At 33.0% G+C, this 23,791-nt stretch carries 24 protein-coding genes; 16 read left to right on the top strand and 8 right to left on the bottom strand.

Annotated features, from left to right (window positions below):
- The first annotated feature begins 8 nt into the window (after positions 1–8).
- The 9 genes from pyrR to MY04_RS03935 all read left to right on the top strand — a co-directional run bounded on the left by pyrR (position 9) and on the right by MY04_RS03935 (position 7,302).
- Positions 9–548 carry a bifunctional pyr operon transcriptional regulator/uracil phosphoribosyltransferase PyrR gene (gene pyrR, locus MY04_RS03975; RefSeq protein WP_066206658.1) on the top strand — a complete coding sequence of 180 codons (540 nt, stop codon included), beginning with the start codon at positions 9–11 and terminating at the stop codon, positions 546–548.
- Between the two features lie 70 nt (positions 549–618).
- Complete coding sequence (locus MY04_RS03970; protein WP_066206655.1) at positions 619–1,539, top strand: aspartate carbamoyltransferase catalytic subunit; 921 nt, start codon at positions 619–621, stop codon at positions 1,537–1,539.
- A gap of 224 nt (positions 1,540–1,763) precedes the next feature.
- Positions 1,764–2,480: a LytR/AlgR family response regulator transcription factor gene (locus MY04_RS03965; protein WP_066206652.1), complete on the top strand. Its 717-nt coding sequence runs from the start codon at positions 1,764–1,766 to the stop codon at positions 2,478–2,480.
- 74 nt (positions 2,481–2,554) lie between these two features.
- Positions 2,555–3,031 carry a hypothetical protein gene (locus tag MY04_RS03960; protein WP_158297549.1) on the top strand — a complete coding sequence of 159 codons (477 nt, stop codon included), beginning with the start codon at positions 2,555–2,557 and terminating at the stop codon, positions 3,029–3,031.
- A 122-nt stretch (positions 3,032–3,153) separates the two neighbouring features.
- On the top strand, positions 3,154–3,621 hold the full coding sequence (locus MY04_RS03955; RefSeq protein ID WP_158297548.1) for a hypothetical protein: 468 nt from the start codon (positions 3,154–3,156) through the stop codon (positions 3,619–3,621).
- A 144-nt stretch (positions 3,622–3,765) separates the two neighbouring features.
- Positions 3,766–4,251 carry a hypothetical protein gene (locus MY04_RS03950; RefSeq protein WP_066206642.1) on the top strand — a complete coding sequence of 162 codons (486 nt, stop codon included), beginning with the start codon at positions 3,766–3,768 and terminating at the stop codon, positions 4,249–4,251.
- A gap of 219 nt (positions 4,252–4,470) precedes the next feature.
- The gene (locus MY04_RS03945; RefSeq protein WP_158297547.1) at positions 4,471–5,373 is read left to right on the top strand and encodes a sensor histidine kinase; all 903 of its coding nucleotides are present in this window, start codon (positions 4,471–4,473) and stop codon (positions 5,371–5,373) included.
- Entirely contained in the window at positions 5,354–6,079 is a 726-nt protein-coding gene (locus MY04_RS03940) for a LytR/AlgR family response regulator transcription factor (RefSeq protein WP_066206636.1), read from the top strand. Before MY04_RS03945 ends, MY04_RS03940 begins: the two co-directional genes overlap by 20 nt.
- Positions 6,076–7,302: a glycogen-binding domain-containing protein gene (locus MY04_RS03935; protein ID WP_066206633.1), complete on the top strand. Its 1,227-nt coding sequence runs from the start codon at positions 6,076–6,078 to the stop codon at positions 7,300–7,302. The genes MY04_RS03940 and MY04_RS03935 overlap by 4 nt, the downstream gene beginning before the upstream one ends.
- 53 nt (positions 7,303–7,355) lie before the next feature.
- Here the strand turns inward: MY04_RS03935 and MY04_RS03930 are convergent, their stop codons facing one another.
- The 3 genes from MY04_RS03930 to MY04_RS03920 are packed head-to-tail and all read right to left on the bottom strand — an operon-like array spanning position 7,356 to position 10,948.
- Positions 7,356–8,519, bottom strand: coding sequence for an ABC transporter permease (locus MY04_RS03930; protein ID WP_066213025.1), 1,164 nt, complete (start codon positions 8,517–8,519; stop codon positions 7,356–7,358).
- 4 nt (positions 8,520–8,523) lie between these two features.
- Positions 8,524–9,486, bottom strand: a complete 963-nt coding sequence (locus MY04_RS03925) for an HlyD family secretion protein (protein ID WP_084005756.1) — start codon at positions 9,484–9,486, stop codon at positions 8,524–8,526.
- Positions 9,487–9,496: 10 nt separating this feature from the next.
- Complete coding sequence (locus MY04_RS03920; protein ID WP_066206628.1) at positions 9,497–10,948, bottom strand: TolC family protein; 1,452 nt, start codon at positions 10,946–10,948, stop codon at positions 9,497–9,499.
- 229 nt (positions 10,949–11,177) lie between these two features.
- On the opposite strand from MY04_RS03920, the gene MY04_RS03915 reads away from it, so the two are divergent.
- Entirely contained in the window at positions 11,178–12,416 is a 1,239-nt protein-coding gene (locus MY04_RS03915; RefSeq protein WP_066206626.1) for a DUF819 family protein, read from the top strand.
- Positions 12,417–12,507: 91 nt separating this feature from the next.
- Here the strand turns inward: MY04_RS03915 and MY04_RS03910 are convergent, their stop codons facing one another.
- Positions 12,508–13,578, bottom strand: a complete 1,071-nt coding sequence (locus MY04_RS03910) for an AI-2E family transporter (protein WP_066206624.1) — start codon at positions 13,576–13,578, stop codon at positions 12,508–12,510.
- Positions 13,579–13,821: 243 nt separating this feature from the next.
- Between MY04_RS03910 and MY04_RS03905 the strand changes: the two genes are divergently transcribed.
- Positions 13,822–14,223 (top strand): hypothetical protein, encoded by a 402-nt coding sequence (locus tag MY04_RS03905; RefSeq protein ID WP_066206621.1) that lies wholly within the window; start codon positions 13,822–13,824, stop codon positions 14,221–14,223.
- 59 nt (positions 14,224–14,282) lie between these two features.
- On the opposite strand, the gene MY04_RS03900 is transcribed toward MY04_RS03905, so the two are convergent.
- Positions 14,283–15,149, bottom strand: a complete 867-nt coding sequence (locus tag MY04_RS03900; protein ID WP_066206618.1) for a DUF2490 domain-containing protein — start codon at positions 15,147–15,149, stop codon at positions 14,283–14,285.
- Between the two features lie 208 nt (positions 15,150–15,357).
- On the opposite strand from MY04_RS03900, the gene MY04_RS03895 reads away from it, so the two are divergent.
- Positions 15,358–16,626 (top strand): DUF418 domain-containing protein, encoded by a 1,269-nt coding sequence (locus MY04_RS03895; RefSeq protein WP_084005755.1) that lies wholly within the window; start codon positions 15,358–15,360, stop codon positions 16,624–16,626.
- A gap of 72 nt (positions 16,627–16,698) precedes the next feature.
- On the opposite strand, the gene MY04_RS03890 is transcribed toward MY04_RS03895, so the two are convergent.
- Positions 16,699–17,133 carry a DUF3127 domain-containing protein gene (locus tag MY04_RS03890; RefSeq protein WP_066206614.1) on the bottom strand — a complete coding sequence of 145 codons (435 nt, stop codon included), beginning with the start codon at positions 17,131–17,133 and terminating at the stop codon, positions 16,699–16,701.
- Positions 17,134–17,260: 127 nt separating this feature from the next.
- On the opposite strand from MY04_RS03890, the gene MY04_RS03885 reads away from it, so the two are divergent.
- Both MY04_RS03885 and MY04_RS03880 read left to right on the top strand, forming a co-directional pair.
- Positions 17,261–18,418, top strand: a complete 1,158-nt coding sequence (locus tag MY04_RS03885) for an acyl-CoA dehydrogenase family protein (protein WP_066206611.1) — start codon at positions 17,261–17,263, stop codon at positions 18,416–18,418.
- A 2-nt stretch (positions 18,419–18,420) separates the two neighbouring features.
- Positions 18,421–19,125, top strand: a complete 705-nt coding sequence (locus MY04_RS03880) for a pseudouridine synthase (RefSeq protein ID WP_066206606.1) — start codon at positions 18,421–18,423, stop codon at positions 19,123–19,125.
- 42 nt (positions 19,126–19,167) lie between these two features.
- Here MY04_RS03880 and MY04_RS03875 read toward each other — a convergent pair whose 3' ends face one another.
- Together MY04_RS03875 and MY04_RS03870 are read right to left on the bottom strand one after the other, a co-directional pair.
- Positions 19,168–20,187 carry an aldo/keto reductase gene (locus MY04_RS03875; RefSeq protein WP_066206603.1) on the bottom strand — a complete coding sequence of 340 codons (1,020 nt, stop codon included), beginning with the start codon at positions 20,185–20,187 and terminating at the stop codon, positions 19,168–19,170.
- Complete coding sequence (locus MY04_RS03870) at positions 20,187–21,752, bottom strand: hypothetical protein (protein WP_066206600.1); 1,566 nt, start codon at positions 21,750–21,752, stop codon at positions 20,187–20,189. The genes MY04_RS03875 and MY04_RS03870 overlap by 1 nt, the downstream gene beginning before the upstream one ends.
- A gap of 180 nt (positions 21,753–21,932) precedes the next feature.
- On the opposite strand from MY04_RS03870, the gene MY04_RS03865 reads away from it, so the two are divergent.
- Both MY04_RS03865 and MY04_RS03860 read left to right on the top strand, forming a co-directional pair.
- A complete protein-coding gene (locus tag MY04_RS03865; protein ID WP_066206597.1) occupies positions 21,933–22,511 on the top strand; it encodes a TetR/AcrR family transcriptional regulator in 579 nt (192 codons plus the stop codon).
- Entirely contained in the window at positions 22,508–23,791 is a 1,284-nt protein-coding gene (locus tag MY04_RS03860; RefSeq protein ID WP_066206594.1) for a TolC family protein, read from the top strand. The genes MY04_RS03865 and MY04_RS03860 overlap by 4 nt, the downstream gene beginning before the upstream one ends.

Genomic DNA, 23,791 nt, shown 5'->3' with positions numbered 1-23,791 from the left:
AAGATATAATGGCAAAAGTAAGCATATTACACGGACAGCTACTGGACATTACCATCAGTAGATTGAGTCAGCAACTTATAGAGAACCACGGTGATTTTTCAAACACTGTGATAATTGGGTTGCAACAAGGAGGAATTATTCTTTCAGAGAGAATAAGACAAAGAATTAAGGAGATGGAGAATATCGATGTCCCTTGTGGACAATTGGATATTACTTTCCATAGAGACGATTTCCGTAGAAGAGAAAATATCCTTACCCCAAGTAAGACTGAAATTCCTTTTCTTATTGAAAATATGAAAGTAATTTTAGTAGATGATGTCATCTTCACTGGTCGTTCTATCCGTTCCGCATTAGATGCTATGATGGCTTTCGGAAGACCTCAAAAAGTTGAGTTACTTTGTTTAATCGACAGAAAGTATAGTCGCGATTTACCAATCGAACCAACTTATGTTGGCAAGGTAGTCAATTCTATACAATCACAATATATCACTGCAGAGTGGAAGGAAGAAGGTCATGATGATGATAATTTATGGCTTATCAACCAATAGATATTAACGGCTTTCAATAGATGGCCGTTTTTTTTAGATTCAGAAAAAGAGATAGAAATATATATACATAATGTTAAGTACGAAACACCTACTTGGAATTAAAGACCTTACAAGAGAAGACTTAGAATTGATATTTTCTACTGCTGATCAGTTCAAAGAAGTCATTAATAGACCGATCAAAAAGGTTCCTTCTCTTAGAGACATCACTATCGCCAACATCTTCTTCGAGAACTCAACTCGAACTAAACTATCTTTTGAATTAGCTGAGAAGCGCCTTTCTGCTGACGTAATCAATTTTTCATCAAGTGGTAGTTCTGTAAAAAAGGGAGAAACTCTTTTGGATACTGTCAATAATATCCTTTCCATGAAAGTAGATATCATTGTCATGCGACATTCAAGCCCAGGCGCCCCTCACTTTCTTGCCAATCATATAGATGCGACTATATTAAATGCAGGTGACGGCACACATGAACATCCTACTCAAGCCATCTTGGATACGTATTCTATTCGCGAACGTTTGGGTACTGTTGAAGGAAAGAAAGTTGTTATTGTAGGAGACATTCTTCATTCAAGAGTGGCTTTATCCAATATCTTTGCCCTTCAAAAATTAGGTGCAGAAGTAATGGTTTGTGGACCTCATACGTTAATTCCAAAATACATCGATCAATTAGGTGTTCGCGTAGAACATGATTTAAGGAAAGCTTTAGAGTGGTGTGATGTTGCCAATATGCTTCGTATTCAGATGGAACGCCAGCTTGTGAAAAACTTCCCATCAGTACGAGAATACTCACAACATTTTGGGTTAAATAAAGAGTTATTACAATCACTTGACAAGGAAATTGTCGTGATGCACCCAGGACCAATTAACCGTGGTGTGGAAATCACTTCTGATGTTGCAGACTGTGAAAATGCCATCATTCTCGATCAAGTTGAAAATGGCGTCGCTACTAGAATGGCCGCTTTATATTTGCTTGCAGGAAAGCAAAATTAAGATAAGAAAATCAAAAGGAACATTTTACAATGTTCCTTTTGCATTTCACACACATTTTACTGCTTTTCATAAATTTTACTTTTGATTCCCTATTTTTATACCTAATTTAAAGTATTGATTATCATCTCATTGTCATAAGTATTACTATTGTAAAATTAATTAAATCATTTATCAGCCTTTACCCCTAAATCTTTACCATTGCTGATAAGAAACTATTTTTTGTAATGCCCAACCCTAATCACAATTTATCTATACATTGCGGTATTCTTGATGCTGATATAGGCAATCAGGAAAAGCTTTCACATTTTATTGATAAAGTGCCATTTTTATCATTAAAGGAAACCTATACTTCTCCTTTAGAGGCCGATAGTTCTCAATCATTTCATCTATTAGATGTGGTGTTTATTAATTCTGACTTGCCTTATATAAGTGGGTTAGACTGGATTGTATCAAAAAGTATTCCGCCTAAATTTGTTCTTTTATCTAAAGAATTAAGTGATGCTGCTTATGCATTTGATAATGATGCTTTGGATTTTATTTATGATTTAAATTTCACAAGATTTTATAAAGCTGCCAATAAAATTAAGCGATCCAAAGATGCTCGATACTCAGTGGCATCATCAAAATCTTTGTTTGTGAAATCAGAAAATAGAATAAATAAAATACCATTTGATGATATCATCTTTATAGAAGCTCAGAATAATTATATTCATATTAATACGAAGAAGAAAAAATATACTACCCTGATGAAGTTAAAAGAAGCTGAAGCTATTTTACCTCAACATCAGTTTATCAGAATTCAAAAATCAATTATTGTCAATAAAAGTTTTGTTCAAGCAATTGAAGGAAATGCTGTTGTAGTCAACGAGAACCTATTTAACATCAGTCGACCTTTAAAGAAAAAAGTAATTGCATCGATAACTCAAGGCTACTTAGTTTAAAAACGAACTTGAGGTTGTAACAGTCTCAATTTGTATCCTAAACCTATTTTTACCCGATTAACTATTAATAATTTATGAAAACTATTGTAAAAGTATTAGGGGGAATACTGCTCCTATGCTTTTGTTCATGTGACCTAATGTTAAGTGAGCCCTCCCCTGATTTCTATCAAGGTCAACCTCCTGGACAAGTAGGAAACAGTTCAAATGTATCGAATTCATCCACAAGTAATAAGCCTAATCGAAAGTCTTATAATATTGAATTACACCCTTTAACCAAAGAATGTAATTCGTATGAACGTTTGACTTTATCAATTATTTCAGAACAAAATATAAAGACTTTTGAACGAAATGTGGAAACCAAAAATGGTAAAGCAACTATTATTATTCGTGATTTTATTCCCAATGGGGTGTATACAATGAAACTACATCTACCTAATTCACATAATACATTAAGAAGTCAGAAACTCTATGTAGATAATAGTGCCACTGATGATAACGACATATATTTCCCTTATCAGAATTGTGAAACTGGTAATAGTAAAAAACAATAACACCTACTGCATTTCACCTCGACAGATCTGCAGTTTACCAAAAATAATATCAATTACCCTAGATATTAATGAGATTTAAATATTGAAAATAACGAAACATTTACTCTATAAAATTTTTAATTATGAACACTCTATTAAAACTATTCTTTGTCCTCTTTACCTCTCTATTTATGTTTTCTTGTGCATCTGATGATGCTGCAAATGGAGGAATCGTGCCTATTGGTTTAAATGCTGGAGATGACAATGATGATGCTACAAATGCTGGTGATGAAGAAGAAGATCCAAACATCTATATTTCATTGGTAGATACAACTGGATACTGTACAGCAAACAATGACTTATTATTTATTGTAACTACTCTAAAAGGTGAGTTTTCTTCTGAAACTGCGGGACAACAAAATAATACGTATTTCGCTAAATTTAATACAGATGATTTAAATACTATTGAAGATCCAAATGCAGTAAGTATATCATTCAAGAACACAGTTACTGATGAAACTATTGGATGGGCTGCTATAAATGAAGAAGCGATAGAATCGAAAAGAATCATCATTAATTACAACTCTTGTGTAGCTAATTATAGCGAATAAAAGATAATAAATACCTGAGCTCTATTATTTAAATTAAATGAGCTCAGGTAAATTTGTATTTACAAACGGATCAATTTGATATATCTAATCAAGCCGTTTGTATTATTTTACTTTTTATGACTTTATTTCTTTAACCCACTACTTATGAAAACTATTAATCACATTATTGCTATCTTAATTCTATCTTTATTTATTGTTTCATGTGCTTCTGAAGGTGACGGTGCTGGAGGAATTACTCCTATTTCTTTAGGCGATAACAATGGAGTAAATTTAGATGACACTGAAAAAACTGGCGTTATACATCTATTGATTGAAGACAATGCAGAAAGATTTACCTGTGAAGCTGTTGAAAATATTCAAGTTCGAATGTATTTAAAAAGTGACGCAGAAAAAACTATTATAGATCAGGCTACTATAAGTAGGTATAACTCCAATGGTTTGTATTATACATTTAATTTAACTTCTACTTTGACTGCAGATTCTTATATTGTTGAGTATAGTTCTCCTGATATACAGAGTAATTTAGTATATCAGGTCGATATTACTTCTTCAGAAATTGAAAATGAATACTATAAAGCATTAACTACCAATGCTTGTTCCTTAGTATCGGTTGATGACAGTTTCGAATAAGAATTTTCAATAATTTGATATAAATTGCAATACAACACCATTCAATTCATATCAAATTATTTTACACAAAGTATACAGAAGGAAGAAAATTAACTAAACATGAATATTAACAGGACTCATTTTTTTACTATTTTCATATATACATTGGTTTTCTTTCTTCTGTATATTTATAATGACTTTTTTGGTCAACAAGGACAATGGTTGGGTTTATATCATATAATGAGTATTGACTTAATTACTTCCATTGTTTTATGTTTAGGATCTGTTAGTATTGTCTACTTTTGTATCAAATTAATTGATGCTAAAAAATTCTCAATAGCCATTGCCTTATTAATTCTTGGTTACATAGGTTTAGTGTATTTATATAACATTATCCTTTGGGAATTAAAATGGAATTATTATATCCCTTCCTATCAAAGAGTTACCATTACAGTAGACGACTTTATTGTCGTTTTCTTCCCTTTTGGTGTTGGTGCAGGTATTGAGATAGTTTTCGAACACCTCAAACAATTAAAAAATAAACAACAACTCATCCTTGAAAAAACAAAGGCTGAACTCAACTTCTTAAAAGGACAAATTAGCCCACACTTCCTATTTAATACCATCAATACTATTTTTTGGCTGATAGTTAAAGACCCAAAAGAAGCTCAACAGCTTTTAATGACTTTAAGCGATATGCTTCGTTATCAGTTATATGAATGTGAGCAAAACTTTGTTCCTATTCAAAAGGAAGTAGATTATTTAAATCACCTATTTAAAATACAAGAATCTCGTAAAAGAGAAGATGTAGTGATTAATAAAACAATTGAAATTGAAGACAAAAACTTCATGATTCCTCCCCTTTTATTTCTTCCTTTAATTGAAAATGCCATGAAATATGTCTCTCAAAAGAAGAAAGAAGAAAATTTTATTCACCTGTATTTGCAACAAAAAGAAAATTCCTGTGTCTTTGAAATACGTAACTCTGTAGATGAGAGTACTGTAAGTATCAAAGAAGACAAGAAATATAGTGGTATTGGTCTGTCTAATATTCAAAAACGACTACAATTACTCTTTGGTGATGCCCATGAATTTAAAACTCTTCAATTAAATAATATCTATTATGCCAACATCAAATTCTAAACTCAAATGTATTGTTATAGACGACGAGGAACTAGCTAGAGAAGGACTTGCGAGTTATGTTGAACAAGTTCCATTTTTAGAATTAATTTCCACAGCTAAATCTGCTATGGAAGCACAAGAAATCATAGATGATCAAACAGTAGACTTATGTTTTTGTGATATTAACATGCCCTACTTATCAGGAATTGATTGGCTCAAAACTTTATCAAATCCTCCAATTATGATTCTAACTACAGCTTATTCTGAATATGCTTTAGAAGGATATGAAATCAATGTTTTAGACTATTTATTAAAACCTATTTCGTTTGATCGATTCTATAAAAGTTGCTTAAAGGCGAAAGATGCACATCAAAAAATTGCTACTGAACCTTTGGAGTTTATTTATATCAAAGTTGACCAACAGATCAAAAAGATTTGGTGTGATGACATTCAATACATTGAGGCTCAAAACAATTACATCAAGATTAAAACTGCTGAAAGCGAGTGTATCACTTATTTAACACTAAAAGAAATTCAAGAGAAACTATCCGATGATTTTATAAAAGTTCAAAAATCATTTATTGTCAATAAAAAAGCGGTCGATGCCATAGAAGGAAATTGTGTAATTGTTGGTGATCAGATGATTACATTAAGTAGAAATAATAAACAAGAAATTATCAATAGTCTTACCCAAGGAAATTTAATTATTAAGGGATTGAAATTATGAGATATTTATTTATCATATCGTTGATATTTTTATTGGGTTGTCAAGACAGTCATAATCAACTTTTATACAGACAAGGTGATGAGATTGTCGGCTTTGAGCTCACTGATGACAGTATTTCTTTTGTTTTAGATAGAAACAAAATCATCAATTTTATTGATTTAGAAGAGACTGCGTTTTTTGAAAACCCTCAAACTCCCAATTTTAATGATTATGATAAATACTTTGTAAGAAAGGAAAATATAGATATTCAGAAAGTCCACTTAGTTGGTACGTTTAATAAATATAAAGTCGACGATCGTTATTTATTAAAGAAAGATGGAGAAAACTGGAGAATAACATTTTCTAAATCGGAAATTATTCCGTCTGGCGGTGAGTTTCTATTTATAATCAATAATAAATATGCTGCTACTCCGAATTATAACCAATCGAAAAACTTTCATATGGAACCTTTCCGGGAAAATGAATTATTAAGATCTTACATCATTTGGTCTCTATATATTATTGATACGGAATATGAAGTAGGCTATAAAGTGGAGAACGATTCTATCTATTTCATTTTTGATCCGAGTATATATTCAACTATCAATGATAATGAAGGGATAAAAGTACTTTATGATCCTGATGTGATTCAAAAAGTACAAGTGGCTGGAAGCTTTAACCAATGGACTGAATACTATGAATTACAACGGAAAGGAGATATTTTTTATAAAGCTTTTCCATTGGATCAAAATATTAATAATTGGGGAGAGTTTAAATTTATCGTGAATGATTATTGGGTGAACCCTCCTTTCTATGCATTTAATAAGCTGGGACATTATTCTGGTATTCGACATTATAATTTCACATATCATGTACCTAATAGAAATCACATAAATGGATATAGAATTGAAGGAGATGAAATCATTTTCTATGTGACTGTACACCCAACAGATTTATATACTTACTGGGAAAGAACCACTGCCGATCAGTTCAATTTTAAAAATATGTATTTATATGCCTCTTTTTTACCAGAAGGAAAAGATAGAGTATTAATGGAAAAAGTAACTGATGATACTTACGAGAAACGATTTAATGTTAAAGATATTCCGAATGGAGTAAGCCATCAATTTAATTTTTATGGCAATGGAATGATCTTTTTAACTCCTCCTTATAATACAACTAATTTATCTCACACTGACATTTGGGATAATAAGCAATGGGTGAATTTTGAAATCAAAATATAAAAAAACACCTCCTAAATAATTTTAGAAGGTGAATATTCTTTTGGATCAACTATTTAATTTATTTCGACTTTTTTCTTTAACTTTTTAAACAATAAGATTAACATCACTATCGCTGAAAATAAGGTGATGATCAACATATTTTGAATATCTGGTAGCACACTTTGCATATCAGCATTAAAGTGAAGCACCTTTCTTAAAGCATGAAGGAAATGTGTTAATGGGATGACACTCGATATATGTTGAATCCATTCCGGCATGGCTTCAAGTGGCCATGTAAATCCAGAAAGAATAAAACTTGGAGTGGATATCACCATCAAAACCTCTGTAGCTTTTAATTGTGATGGTAACAACCAACTGACTAAAATCCCCAAACATGTTAAGGACAAGATAAATACGCTGGTTAATATCAATAAGACACCATAATTTGATGGCATTGGTAATTTAAATAATGGGAATAACGTCAATTGAAGTCCAATCCATAATGCAATACCAATCAACCAATAAGGAATCGCTTTAGAAAAGAAGACGGTTAATGGATTTTTAGTGATTGCTGAAATTTCTCCAAAAGTATTTTCCTCATGTTCTTTACTAAACGTTAGTGCCATGGCAAGCAAGAACACCTGTTGCATTACTGCACCAATAATACCTGGCCAAATAAAAGTAAGGTAATTGGAAGTGGCATTAAAATACCTTGTATCATCAATAGAAAATGCCTCCCATTGTTGTTTGGCTGTTTCTAATGGAATCCCCGTTTTATGTAAACCTAGAATTTCAATACCAGCGTTTAAAGTTCCTAATACAGTTCTGATACCAATATTCGCATAGTTACCTGTAATCATATTGGCACCGTTCACCTCTACTTGAATATGAGGATGACGTTTATAATTGATATCTCCTTCAAAGCCATCAGGAATCCTTACAATTGCTTCGAAAGATGGTAGATCGTCTTTAATATCTTCTTCCTTTGAAGATACTTGATTGACACTTAGATAAAAGTTTTCATCCAAAGCATCGATAATCTTATGACTCAAAGGTGAGTTATCATGATCTATAACGGCGATACTCAAATCTTTCACCGAGGCTTGTTGATAGGTATACCCTACCAATAAACCGAAGAAAATAGGTGCTCCAAAAAAGACAGCAATAAGCACATCATTTTTAAAGAACATTCTCAATTCTCTTTTCACTAAGGTGTAAAATGCTTTTAATTCTTTCATCACCTTATTTTTTTGGCATTACAAAAGTGGTATTCGTTAAAAGCTTTTCTGCTTTTTTCATATCAGCAGGACGAATCTTTAGCACATATAACGATTGGTCAATTTCATAATTCGGATTCATCGATTTACGAGTAGCATAAGACATTTCTTCTTTAATGCTGATTACCTTTCCTTTAACAACAATTGATTTATCAAAAGCGGAAGTCATCGTAACCGATTCGTTCAATTTATATTTTAATACTTCCTCTTCAGACATTGCGAATCTAAAGAAAGTACTATTATCTGCATAGCCTGTAAAAATAGAATATCCTGGTAAGGCCAACTCTCCTTCTTGTAAGGAAATCGATTCTACTCTCATTGCTTTTGGTGCTAAAATATATCTTTCTGAAAGTGCAATGTTCACCTCTCTTAAGGCTCCTTTTGCTCTTTCTAACTGACCTAAAGCCATTCTTTGTTTTTCATTTCTAACACCTGAAACCACTTCTCTTTTCTTCGCTTCAGTACCTTCGTATTTGGCTTTTGCCATTAAGTACTTTGTACGAACTTCATCGTATTTCTGAGAAGAAATCAAAGAATCTTGGTACATCTCTTCGATTCTCTTAAAACTTTTTTCTGCGAATTGATATTGTTCTTTGGCTGCATCATAAGCTGCATCAACTTGTTCTAATTGTTCTTTAGTTGCCCCATTAAAAGCCATTTCATATTGTGCTTTCGCTGCCTTAACTGCACCTAATGCTTGGTCCAATTTAGCTTCAGCTTCAGGAAGATCAATAACCGCAAGAGTATCGCCTTCACTTACTTTCTGACCTTCTTCTACATTCATTTTCACCACTCTACCAGGAACTTTAGAAGCAACATAAACCACTTCTTTTTTTACTTTCCCTTTATATTGTTGAGGTTGTTGTGGTTTTTCGGAACATGCAGTGAATAATAAAGCTCCTAAAACAACAGTATATATATTTTTCATGATTTTGATTCTAATTTTGGATATGTTCGATATTTAAAACACCCATAGCGTCTAATAATGCAATAGCAGTATGGCGTTGCTTGGCTAAAGATTGAATGTATTCTAATTGGTATTTTTCATAGTCTGAGATTTCAGTCAACATATCATTTATATCCACCAATCCATTTTTTAATTCTTCAGATCTAATCTTTAAGCCTGTCTTGGCCCCATCCAATTTTTGTTGAGCTACGTCAACCATTTGAGTAGCTACTTTCCAATCCATTTTCTTTTTTTCGAAATCAAGAAGTACCATCTCGTCCGCATACTGCTTTTTCTCTCTCATAGAGGAAACCGCTAAAGCTGATTTTTGAACTTCTCTTTTTCTTTGTAAACCATCAAATATTTCCCATTGCATTCCAACACCTACAAATGGCACCGGATCTACAGATGTTTTATTCGATGCTCCTTGAACAACATGGGCAAATGCCTTTGCTTGAGGAAGTGCAGTAAATTGTTCTGCTTTATGCTTTCTTTCTAAAGCTTCAATGGAATGATCGATTGCTTTAATTTCTGCTCTATTTCCTAAATTGATTTCATTTTCATCAACCAACCAAATATCAAGCGTTGGAGAAATTTGCCCTAACTCATCTTTTGATGAACCCGTTAGTTGTTCTAATTTCTGAAGTACTAGATCTTTGCTTGCATTTAGTTCTATACGTTTTGCTACAATATCTTTTTCGGCGATTCTAATCTTATTTAAGTCATAATCTGTTGCCAAACCCACTTCTTTCGCCTTATCAGCAAATTGAGTTTGCTTGTCTAATCTCTTTTGAGATTCTTCTAATACTTTCATCGATTGCTCTATCACAGCAAGCTTATCGTAATAATCCATTACTTCGATAATGATTTCATGCTCGTCTTTTTCAAGCATGGCTTCCTGTGCTTTCGCTTTCGCTTCTGCAGCTTTTGCATAATTTGGTGCTTGAAGTCCAGAGAATATCACCATCTCTACATAGGCATCATAAAACCATAAATGATTATCGTTTAGGGAAACAGATAACTCGTTTGGCATTTGTGTCATCATTCCACCAATGTTTTGGAAAACACCATTGACTATTGGAGTCATGATACCAATTGCTTGAGGTGGTAAACCTGAGTTTCCAATTCCGTTAATCACATTTTGATGGGCTTCCCCTAAATAGTTGGCTCCATTACTTTTTAAATCAGTAATGTCTCGATTGATCGTCAAATCATTTAACAGATAAGCATATCCACCTCTCACTCCCACTTTAGGAATGTAAGTGTACATCGCTCTCTGTTTATCATAATACGTAGATTTGATGTCGTTTCGTTTGATCTTTAACAGATGAGAATAATTCACAGCTTTTTCTGCCAGCTCTCTCCTGTTTAATTCCTGAGAGTAAGCTATTTGAACACCTGCGGTAATTATCAGAAGATTGATAATGAACACCTTTAGTTTCATTGTAAACTGATTAAATAAATACTTGTTTTTAGTTGTTGAATAATTAATGAATGATTATTCATTCACAAAAGTATTCTTTCATTTCATTATTGTCAAGTACTCATCTGTAAATACTTGCAAATAGTTTAAACTGAAACATAAAAAAGCATCATTTGATGTATAAACCTAGGTTTGTAAAGGATTTCTTCCTTTTTTTGTAACCTATTTTGAACATATAAAACATATATAAATGTCTCCCCTTTTACAGAATGATGCTTCAGTTTTTGGGCTATTAATGGCTATTCTTGCTTTTGTATTTTATACTTCTTCTTTAAAAACAGGACCTTGGGTAAAGTTTTATAAGATTTTTCCTGCCCTTTTGATGTGTTATTTGATACCATCAATAATGAGTACATTAAATGTGATCTCACCAGAGACTTCAAAATTGTACACAATGGCAAAGAATTACCTCCTCCCTGCCAGTTTGATATTAATGACTATTAGTGTTGATTTAAAAGGAATTCTTAACCTAGGTACAAAGAGTATTATCATGTTCCTTTCTGGAACAGTTGGTATTGTAATAGGTGGACCAATTGCCATACTTATAGTATCGGCCATTCATCCAGAAACTTTTAATGGAGTTGGTTTTCAGGAAGCATGGAGAGGATTAGCAACTTTGGCGGGTAGTTGGATTGGTGGAGGAGCCAACCAAGCAGCTATGTTAGAGATTTATAAATATGATCAGTCATTATATTCAGGTATTGTGGCTGTTGATATTATTGTAGCTAATATATGGATGGCTATTCTATTAATGGGTATCGGAAAAACAAAGAAAATAGATAAATGGTTGGGAGCTGATGTTAGTGCAATTGAAGAGCTCAAAGAAAAAGTACAGGCCTATCAAAACAGTATTGCTAAAAATCCTACCCTAACTAACTATATGGTGGTATTAGGTGTCGCTTTTGGTATTGTAGGTTTGTCACATTTCTCTGCTGATCATTTAAGTACGTTTATTTCAGGAATAGTAGCAGATCCTTCTACTAGTGTATTGAGTAATAAATTCTTTTGGTTGGTACTTATTGCTACCACTTTAGGTGTTGCACTTAGTTTTACAAAAGCCAAAGAACTGGAAGGTTATGGTGCTTCTAAACTTGGTAGTGTTTGTATTTATATATTAGTTGCAACCATTGGTATGAAAATGGACGTTACTAAAACGATGGAAAATCCTGGTCTATTAGCCGTTGGATTAGTTTGGATGGCCATTCACGTGATTATTATGATAGTAACAGCCAAATTGATTAAAGCTCCTTTCTTTTTCTTAGCGGTTGGAAGTAAAGCTAACGTTGGTGGTGCAGCTTCGGCTCCTGTTATTGCCTCTGCCTTTCATCCATCATTAGCTCCTGTTGGAGTACTTTTGGCTGTTTTAGGTTACGCTTTAGGAACTTATGGAGCAATGATTTGTGCTTATTTAATGAGTATTGCTTCTTAAGAACAAAGAAAAATTATAAAATAAATCCGTTACCATGGTTGTAAGTCATAGTAACGGATTTTTTTATAATATATATAATCGTTTTTATCAATTACTCTTTACCTTCGAGATTTCTAATCTGAGGTTTCCCTATATTTCCATCCTCCGAAAGTAAAATGGCAATTTTTCTAGTACTTTCGAATTCGGCGAATACTATTATCATCAATACAGTTATTGGAACGGAAAGAATCATTCCTATCACCCCCCATAGTGTTCCCCAAAAAGCCAATGCTATTAGCACGACAAGGCCACTTACATTAAGAGAATTACCCATCATTTTTGGTTCAACAAAGTTACCTATTACAACCTGAATAGCTCCAACAGCTATCAAGACTAACAAGCCAACAGATGGTTCTCCGGTTTGAATAACAATAAAAGCAGATGGGAATAAGGTAGCAATCAAAGAACCGATGGTTGGTATATAGTTCAACAAGAAAATTATTGCTGCCCAGAAAAATGGAGCATCTATACCTACAAATAGTAAAACAAAATAACTGAGCACACCTGTAATAACACTCACAAATGTCTTAAGTGTTAAGTAACTTGATACAGTCTTACTAACTCTTTCTAATAGTTTAATAACACTCTCTTGATCATTCGATTCAGGATACATTGCTCTAATCTTATGACCAAACCCACTCTCCTCTAACAATAGGAAAACAACATATAAAAGTATGGTAAAAGCATTCCCAAATAGATCGGTTACTGAACTTAATACGGTTCTCAATAAAGATGTAAAGTTTGTATCCCCCACCATTTTATTTAATGACTTGGTAATGTTTATATCAAAAACTGCATTGATTTTATCTTCCATTTTCTGAAGATTTCCATCGTAATGTGACATGCTTTCTGATAAGTTTTGGATACTTAGACTTAGAAGCTTTACCACAACAAATAGAATACTAAAGATCATGATAGAAGCAAAAAGGTTTTGAAGCCAAACGGGCATTTTAGCATCCTTTAGAGAGATCAATTTACTTATCATTGTTCGTACTTCTACGACAATAAGCCAGAAGATTGCAGCTAAGATTAAAGGTACAATAATGCTTTTAAGGTAGATAAGTGAAACAACAATGACAACGATCAAAATGGCTACACTTGCAGATTTGTTTATTTGAGTCATGTATGATTAGCTAATAAAGTATTTTCAAACATTTAAAAATAGAACATTTTCGAAAATAACGAACGATTTCGAACAGTATTTTTTTGTACCATATCGATTAATTTGATTATAACTATTTGATTTACTGTCGATTACAATTTTTTGGCACAGATATCGAATAATTGTAAATGTGTCAAATTAATTTTCTTTATTCTCTTGTAATCTGTTGGTTATAAGATTACTTACTCTTAAATACAAATTAAAATGAAAACTATTTTCTCTATCGTCCTAGTGTCATTAATTACATTTACAAGTTTTGCTAAAACAGCAGAAGGACCTGCATCTGATAAAATGTCTAAGTTAATCAAAATGGTGAATAATGCAGATAAATCAGATTGGGTTACCCTTAACAAGGCTGCATCTTACAACATCAACTGGAATGCTGATATTGAATTAGCAAAACAATGGATTGAAGCTTCCATTGCGATTAACGACAATGCTGAAGCTTATGAATTATTGGGTGATTATCATTTAAGAAAAGGTGATTTAGAAAAAGCTTATGAGAATTATTATACAGCTTTAGAAAAAGGAATGTTCTCCTTAAGAAAATCTGATTTCGAAAGAATCCAAAGAAAGAACTTAGTCTTTGGTAGATCACTTAAATAATTTCTATCGAGTAATTATCAAGTAGTAAACATTCTGAAGCCCACGTATTATTGCGTGGGTTATTTTTTCATTAATTTTTTCCTTCTCTTTTCTCTTCCTTCTCCAGGACAATTACAATCTTCTTTTGTTCTAAAACTATATTTAAAAGTTAACCCATAAACTGGTGTGATTAAATTAAGATTTCTTTCAGGCTTGGCGGGTTGTACAATATTTCCATCTTCATCATATGATGGCAAAGTAGCTGGAGCAAAGAAAAACTGAGTGTCTCTCATGGCAAATGCTCCTATTCTAATATTCTCATTAAGCAGATAATAAAAATCAATTCTCAATCGAGATAAATCAACTAATCTTTCTTCTGTGGATTCATCATTGGTATGAACAAAAATTTCATATGAAAATTCACCTCTAAATTTTGCATTTCCTATAGGGAAACTTTTTCCTAACATCGCCCAAAATCCAAAACGACCAAAATCAGAACGGTCGCCTGGTTTGTCTTCTATTTCATTTGGTGAAATATATTCATATTGTAATCTTTTTTGGAAATCAAGTAATCCACCAATTTGACCATTGTGTTGTAAGAAACCTCTGTAATACCAAACATTCCAATTAGGTTCAAACACTGAACGAATAGATGCTCCAATATATAGTTTTGGAGTCAGTTTATGAGCATACCCCAACATCACATGTGCTCTATTCATCTTTAGTCCATCTACAATATAACTATCAAAATTTGAGGATCTTGTATTTCCTTCGAAGAAGACAGAATCTCCATTATTTAATTGATAATCGACATTCCATATTGTCCAAAAAGAGGTATCTAAATATCTTTTTTCTGTTTCTTGAGCTACTGAAATATGTGTAACGCAAAATAATAATAGGATGTATATTTTGTTAAAATTTGATAAATTAACTCTCAAGATCTTCATTATTGTTAAAGCAAGAATTATGTTAACATTTGAATTGTAACTAAGTGAAGTGAGTTACCGATTCAATAAGTACTGATATAAAAATGTTTGAAATATCTCTTACACCTCAAACATGCCACCTGAACACATTGCTCATCATCGCAATATTTAAGTGTGCCTTTATAAAAATAACATAATCATTTCGATTTTATACATAATAACTGCATTAATGAAAAAAACTACACCATCCACTATCGGACCAACTACCGGAAAAATGCGTCTTGGCGTTATTGATGCTTTAAGAGGATTTGCCATTCTTGGTATTCTCTTCGCAAATATCCTAAGTTGGAGTTTATTTAAGTTTACACCATTTAGCACTTTAGAACAATTACCTTATCATGAATTAAACGATACTTTATATTCCTTATTAAGCTTCTTTATTGATACGAAGTTTTATAGTATTTTCTCTATATTATTTGGAGTGGGTTTCTTCCTTCAATATGATAGACAAAGAGATAATCAGGAGGCATTTTTAAAAGTATATAAGCGAAGATTGAGATTTTTAATCCTTTTTGGATTTATCCATATGCTTTTCTGGTCGGGTGATATTTTGATGCTTTATGGTATGATGGCATTTGTCTTTATACAATTCAGAAACTTACCATCGAATAAAATCTTAGCTTGGTCAATAGGTTTAATGGCAGTCCCATTACTAATTGATGTCATAGTGATGATGATTGCGCCAGGTTGGATGACACCTGAACAATCATTGGCTAAGAAAACATATATCGATCAAGATCCTGCATCTGTTGTTGCTGCTTTTGAAAGTGGAAATGTTTTAGTTGCCTTAAAACAGAACCTACATAATGTGATGTGGAGATGGTTTGATTTCCTTCCTTCAGGTAGACCATTTAAAGTATTAGGCTTGTTTTTATTAGGTTTTTACTTACAGTCTAAAAACTTCTTTACAGAAACAGGCAGATCATGGAAAGTATTTATTGGTTTCTTTACAGTAGGTGCAATAAGTCACTTTATCGGTTATCAAATTGGAGGTTCTATGGCATTATTCGCCTCTACTCCAAGTGATTTATTCTTTAAAGCGATCATGGTCTTTGGACAGATCTGTTTAGCATTATCCTATGCTTCATTGTTATCGATCATTTATTACACCAAATGGGGCGAGACTATTTTCTTCCCGCTTACAGCTGTAGGTAAAATGTCGTTTACCAATTACTTATCTCATACTTTTATCGGTATCGTCATTTTCTACGGAGTTGGTTTTGGATTAGGCGGACAATTAAACTTGGCTCCAATATTTATCTTGGCTGTATTTATTTATGCCTTCCAAGTAGGTTATAGTTATTATTGGTTGAAGTATTTCAAGTTTGGTCCATTAGAATGGGGTTGGAAATGTTTGACCTACAAGAAAAGGTTTCCAATTAGAAACAGTACTTATGAAAAAATAAAAGCTCAAAAAGCAAAACAAGCTTTGGGTTAAAAGATAGATAAACAAAAAGGCGATTAGAAAAATTTTTCTAATCGCCTTTTTTATATTTCAAACTACCAAAAATTAGAATGGTAAATCGTCAGTTACATCATCGCCAGATGATGCAATATTTTCTGTTGGAGTAGTTGGTGCCGGAGTACTTGTAGGTGCTGACGGTGTTGGAGCTGGAGTAGAAGGAGCTGCACCATATTGAGGAGCTTGTGCCTGTGGTTGGTAAGCTGCTGCTTGCTGGATTCTCCATGCTTCCAAGTTAGTGAAGTAGATTGTCTCACCACCTTTGTCGTATGGACGACCTCTTAAATCAAAAGTAACGGCGATATCATCTCCTTCATTGAAACTATCCAATAAATTACAACGATCTTGAGTGGCCTGAAACTTAATGTATTGAGGATACTGTCCTTCTTGAATTAACAGGATAAATTCTCTTTTTTTGAATTTGTCAGACACTTGTTGCGTCTCGAATAATTTTTCAATCTTTCCTACTACGTCGAAAGCCATTATTTTATATTTTAAGTGAATCACGAAGTTAAAAAAATGTTCAAAAAATCCGTAATTTTAGGATAGAATATCACACAATTAATTAAAATATTGGTATTTATTTTAAACTCTTAACCATCCTACACATATGACTGATTACTATTCTATTTCAGACTTACTGACTGATGAACAGCAACTCATTCAAAATTCCATTAATGAATTCGTTGAAAAAGAGATATCGCCCATCATAGAAACTCATGCTCAAAACTGTACTTTCCCAGATCATTTGATATCGAAATTTGGGGAAATGGGAATTTTCGGACCTTGTGTCGATCAAAAATATGGAGGTGGCGGGTTAGACTATATCACTTATGGTCTTATTATGCAGGAAATAGAAAAAGGAGATTCTGGAATGCGATCGGTAGCTTCTGTGCAAAGTTCTTTGGTCATGTATCCCATTGAAGCTTACGGAAGTGAAGCTCAAAAAGAAAAGTACCTTACAAAATTAGCTACTGGCGAATTGTTGGGTTGTTTTGGACTAACTGAACCCAATCATGGATCCAATCCTAATGGAATGGAAACTCGATTGAAAAAAGAAGGAGACCATTATATCTTGTCGGGTAGTAAAATGTGGATTACCAACTCTCCTATTGCCGACATCGCTGTGGTTTGGGCAAAGAATGATGAGGGTAGAATTAAAGGAGTAATTGTTGAAAAAGGAATGAAAGGTTTTACAGCTCCCGAAATTCATAATAAATGGTCACTCAGAGCAAGCGTTACAGGAGAATTAGTATTTGATGATGTGGTCATTACTGAAGAAAATATTCTACCTGGAAAAGATGGTTTGGGTGCTCCATTAAAATGTCTTGATCAAGCACGTTATGGTATTGCTTGGGGAGCAATTGGTGCAGCCATAGATTGTTACGAAACTGCAGTGAAATATGCTTCAGAAAGGAAACAATTTGATAAGACTTTAGGTAGTTTTCAACTCAATCAGAAAAAATTATCAGAAATGTTAACTGAAATAACTAAAGCACAATTGTTAGCTTTGCGTTTAGGTCAGTTAAAAAATCTAGGGAAAGCCAGTACTTCTCAAATTTCTATGGCAAAAAGAAATAATGTAGAAATGGCTTTAAATGTAGCACGAACCTCAAGACAAATTCTTGGAGGTATGGGAATCACAGGTGATTATCCTATCATGCGACATATGATGAATCTCGAATCCGTAATCACTTATGAAGGGACTCACGACATTCATCTTCTTATTTTAGGGGCTGATATTACAGGAACTCCAGCATTTGTATAAAAATGAATCATAAATATTTTGTAGTTAATAAACCGTATGGTGTCTTGCCTCAGTTTTCTGATGCAGACGGAAGACCAACATTAAAATCACTTGGCAAGTTTCCAACGGATGTTTATCCTGTCGGAAGGTTAGATCTTGATAGTGAAGGTTTATTGATTATCACCAACGATAAAAACCTTAATCATCAACTTCTCAACCCTAAATTTGAACATGCAAAAACCTATCTTGTTCAGGTCGATGGTGATATTACAGAAGAAGCGATTAAGAAATTAGAAAAGGGAACAGAAATATCGGTCAATAAGACCAAATATAAAACCCTGCCTGCGAAATGTAAAAAGGTAAAAAAACCGGATAATTTAGAAGAACGTAACCCTCCTGTTCGTTTCCGAAAAAATATTCCCACTTCTTTTATTGAATTGACAATTCATGAAGGAAAAAACAGACAGGTACGTAAAATGACTGCATCTGTAGGTTTTCCAACGTTGCGTTTGATTCGTTTATCAATTGAAAAATTACGCATTAGAAAACTTAAATCAGGTGGTGTCATCGAATTGGATAAGGAGTTTCTTTATTCACACTTAAATATTGATGATAAACCCCAAGTAAAGAAAAAGAAGTATTCTAATGACAATGTGACTCCTTACCAAAGAAAGAAGTCTTTTAAACCTGAAAAATCAGGTATAAAGAAAGGATATAAGAAAAGATAAGAAAAGTATCAGAAGCCCCGGGTTTAAATCCGGGGTTTTTGATTAAAAATCAATCTTATCATGCCATCCTCCAAAAGAATATTTTAAAGCATTCTCCGTTTGTAAAAAGGCATTTGGAAAACCTAAATCAATTTTTGATATCTCATTTAGTTCTTCCATCATTGCATCTGTAAGTTGAATATCAAGTACTCCTAAATTTTGATTTACTTGCTCTACTTTTCTAGCCCCAATTATTGGAATCACTTTTTTATTTTTCTGCATCAACCATTTTAGTGCAACTTGAGCAGTTGTCGCCCCTATTCCGTTGGCAATTTCTTCCACCTTTTGTGCAATCTTGATATTGTGTTCCGTAAACTTCACGCTCTGTTCGGATAATCGACCCTGATCAATCATTCCTTTATTGTATTTACCTGAGAGGATTCCTGCTCCCAAAGGTGCCCAAGCCAAAACGCTCATTCCATAATGATCTGACATAGGAAGCAGCTCTCTTTCCACATCTCTTGCTATAAGTGAATGTTCAACTTGAATGGCAGAAAAAGGCTCCCAACCTCTTGCTTGTGCGTATGTATTTCCTTTTGACACTACCCAAGCAGGTGTATCTGATATACCAATATAGGCCACCTTTCCTTGAGAAATTAAGTCGTTCATTCCTCTCAAAATATCTTCTATTGGCGTGGTATTGTCCCACATGTGCAACCATAATACATCTATGTAATCGGTATTTAAACGTTTTAATGATGCCTCTACAGTATTCATCATATTTCTCCTTGAATTACCTGATCCGTTGGGATGTTTTGGGTCTTCTATCAACGTATATTTTGTAGCAACAATATGGTGATCTCTATCTTGCTGAATAAATTCTCCTAAGAATTTTTCGGAAGTACCATTGGTGTAAAAATTAGCTGTATCAAAGAAATTACCGCCTTTCTCTACAAAGGCATCAAATATCTTTTTGCTCACTTCTTTGTTTGCTCCAGTTCCCCAATCTTCACCGAAAGTCATGGTGCCTAAGCATAGTTCTGACACCTTAAGACCGGTATTTCCTAAAATTTTGTATTTCATTATCTAAAGTTGTTTTGATCTTTAAGACTAAAGCTAATCATCCTTAGTTGATAATTATTGTTTTTGGGATGATAAGTTTTCTCTGGGAATATAAATTTATTGTGATTAAATACACCTGATGTCAATTGAATTCCTTTTTCATGTGCTTCTCTTGTCACAAAAAGAGTAGATTTATCTTCGACCCCACCTTTTTTGGAGATTTTTATCAAGTTAAACGCATTTTGATAAGAAGTAGCATATTGATCATATGACTCGAAATTGGTGAAGAATAAATACGTATCATCTTCCTCATTCAGCACTTTTAGAGGTTGCATATTGAAATCACCAAATCTTGGTAAAATCATTTCTAAAGATTTATATCCATAAGTCATACAGTGAATACTACCATAAAAAGAATAGGTTTTCCTCACTAACTCTTTGATATCATGTTTCTGAACTATGTCTTTTGTGTTATACTGACACACATCTTCGCTGTAAAAACTCAATGTTCCGTCTTCTTGCTCAATCATTTTTCTTGGAATAAAAAAGCTATAAGATCCCTTATAAGTATCGTATTCTGGACGGTATTTATAATATTCTTCTGCAATAGTTCTTTGCTTATAAATATCAAGGGGTTTTACATCAGATAATAAGGTGGTTTGCTTTTGTCTCTTTTGAAGTAGAATATGGGATACATCAGTATCTTTTCGTTTTTCAGATAAAAATCCATATAAAATAAGCTGATCATCCTTTTCAGCAACATCCATAAGGAGACTTCTTACATTATAAGCATCCAATTTGATGTTATCGGTCATCCATTCGTTATCGATTAACGTTTTTAATTTATAATTAAATAAATGATTGCTTAAATACTTGTCCTGTGCTTCTGGATATCCTGCAGGTTGTTCTGCTCCAAAATTCACTTTCCTTCGATACTCTTTTTCCAATACATACAATGTATTCTGATTATCGAATGTTACATCTTGCGGAGATCTTTGTTTTTTATAATTAATCTGATGAGAAGTGATTACCTTATTGTTAGAATTGATTAGTGATAATGCTAACTCGCCATTTGTATTCTTGTCTCTAAGGTAACATGCAAACATCCAATTCCCAGAAGGTTTAGCTTCGAAATACACTCGTTCTAAAATCATTCGCTTTCCTTTGAATGATTTTGATGATGTTTTAATCACTTTATTTTTCTTTAACCACTTCTTCCCTTTCCATAAATGTGATGTGATTTTGTACTGATTTTCTTTCTTGTCTAAATGACTGCTTAAAAGCACTGCACTAGAATCATTCAGTTTATAAAAACCCAGAATTTGATCATTACCGTATAAATGCCACTTCATCTTTATTTGGTGCTGTTCATTCAATAAAAAATATTCTGATGAATGACCATTTTTAGAAGGATTAAAATAATTCACCCAATAAAAATAGGTTGAATCATTTAACTCACAGATATTATAATTATCCCCCCAAGAAACAGAAGGAAGGTCATAATTCCCCATTTTGAAGTCGTTGATTTGAGCATAGCAGAATAATGGGAATAAGGCTACAGTTAGTAGTAATTTTAATTTTTTCATTTGAGGTAGTTTTTAGGATATAGTGTGCTTCGTTAGTTAATTATTACAATAGCACTACTCTAAAAATACTGATAATAAAGATATTAACTAACACTAAAGATAAATAGTTTAATATTTTTTTGGTTTTATTTGTTTTAACTAACCATTTAGTTAAATTTGTTTTAACCAAAAGGTTAAATTATGGAAGCCAAATTAAAAATATTACAAGCTGCAAGAGCAGAATTTCAAGAAAAAGGGAAAACTGGAGCGAGAATGCAAGAGATTGCCGATCGTGCTGAAGTAAACAAAGCATTAGTTCACTACTATTTTAAAAACAAGGAGAATCTATTCCAAGAAGTTTTTAAACAGGTCACTAAAGAAACTTTAATGCCCCTTTTAGATATCTTATCTACTGAACAAGAAATAGAGGAAAAAGTACCTTTCTTTGTTAATGCTTATATGGACAAACTAAAAGAAAATCCAGATATGATTGTCTTTATGGTGGGTGAATTACAAAGAAATAAACTTCCTTTCTTTCCACAGGAACGTATGGGAAACATTTTAAAAAACTTTACTAATCAATTACAAAAAAGCGATCAGTACAAGTCACTTGATACCATACAAGTACTTACAACTTTAATTGGTGCTTGTGTTTTCCCATTCATTGCTCGTCCATTAGTTTCTGCATTATCAAATTCTGTGGGACAGTCGTTTGATGAATTTATCGAACTGAGAAAACAAGAATTACCTAAAATCATATTAGATGGCATAAGAAAATGAGAGCACACATAAACATTTATCTGTTTTTGATGATCTGTTTGCTTTCGCTAAACGTTACAGCACAAACTATCATCACTTTTGAACAAGCCGAACAGGAAGCTATAGAAAAGCATCCTGTAAATGAACAACAGAAAATCTACGAGAAAATGTTGATGACCGAAAAAGAAGGTCTCAATAAAGATCGATTACCCGATATTTCCCTTCAAGGAAAAGTAGGTTATTTTTCTGATGTTATTGCACCAGTTGATCCTTTGGTAGGACAAACTCAGATTTTTCCAGATATTCCAAAAACACAATGGAACACCTATGTCAATGTAGATTATGCGATTTACGATGGCAGTATCAAAACCAAAAAAACAACACAGAAGGAAAATGAGTACGCCTTAAAAATTCAAGAGAATGAGGTAAAGAAATTCAATATCAAAGAAAAGGTATCGAATATTTATTTCTCTGCATTGAATTATCAGGAACAAGAACAATTGCTTCAGGAAGGAGTAATTAAAGAGATTGAGAACCAGTTAAAAGAAGTTGAAGCTTTAGAAAATGAAGGTGCAGTGCTACCAAGTGTAACGGATGGACTTCGCGTAGAATATTATAAAGCACAACAAAAATTATATTCTGTTAGAGCACAAAAAAATGGTGCTTTGAAGGCTTTATGCGTATGGTTAGAACGTGAGGGTGAATGGCAAAACATTACATTACAACGTCCACTTATCGGACAATCTAGTGATGAAATCTTCCGACCGGAACTTCAGATGTATAATCTTCAGTTAAAGCAAACAGAATCGACCACCGATCTTCTTCAGGCCAAACGTTTACCTAAGATTTATGCATATGGTATTGGTGGATTTGGTACGCCTAACCCCTATAACTTTTTCGAAGTGAATGGCGATTTTTACTATCAAGTAGGTATTCGATTTGCATGGACGCCATTTGATTTTGGAAAGAATAAAAAAGAACGACAAGTAGTTGAAATCCAAAAAGAAGTGATCAATACAGAAAAGGAAACCTTTAATAAAACAATTGCTTCACAGATTGCTCAAGTGGAAGGTAATAAAGAACAGCTAGAGCAATTAATTACTCAGGACGAGGAAATCATTAAACTTCAGGAGAAGAATTTAGTGAGAGCAAAGGGTAAGCTTGACAATGGTGCCGCCACTTCTTCTCAATATGTTTCGGCTTTAAATCAATTAACCGATGCGAAGTTGAATCTATCTTCTCACGAATTACAACTACTCCATATCAATTATCAATTAGCGATGATCAAAGGTCAGCTTTAA

Origin of the sequence: Flammeovirga sp. MY04, assembly GCF_001682195.2 — a bacterium.
Taxonomy (GTDB): Bacteria; Bacteroidota; Bacteroidia; order Cytophagales; family Flammeovirgaceae; genus Flammeovirga; species Flammeovirga yaeyamensis.
This window is presented reverse-complemented; position numbering and strand designations above follow the sequence as displayed.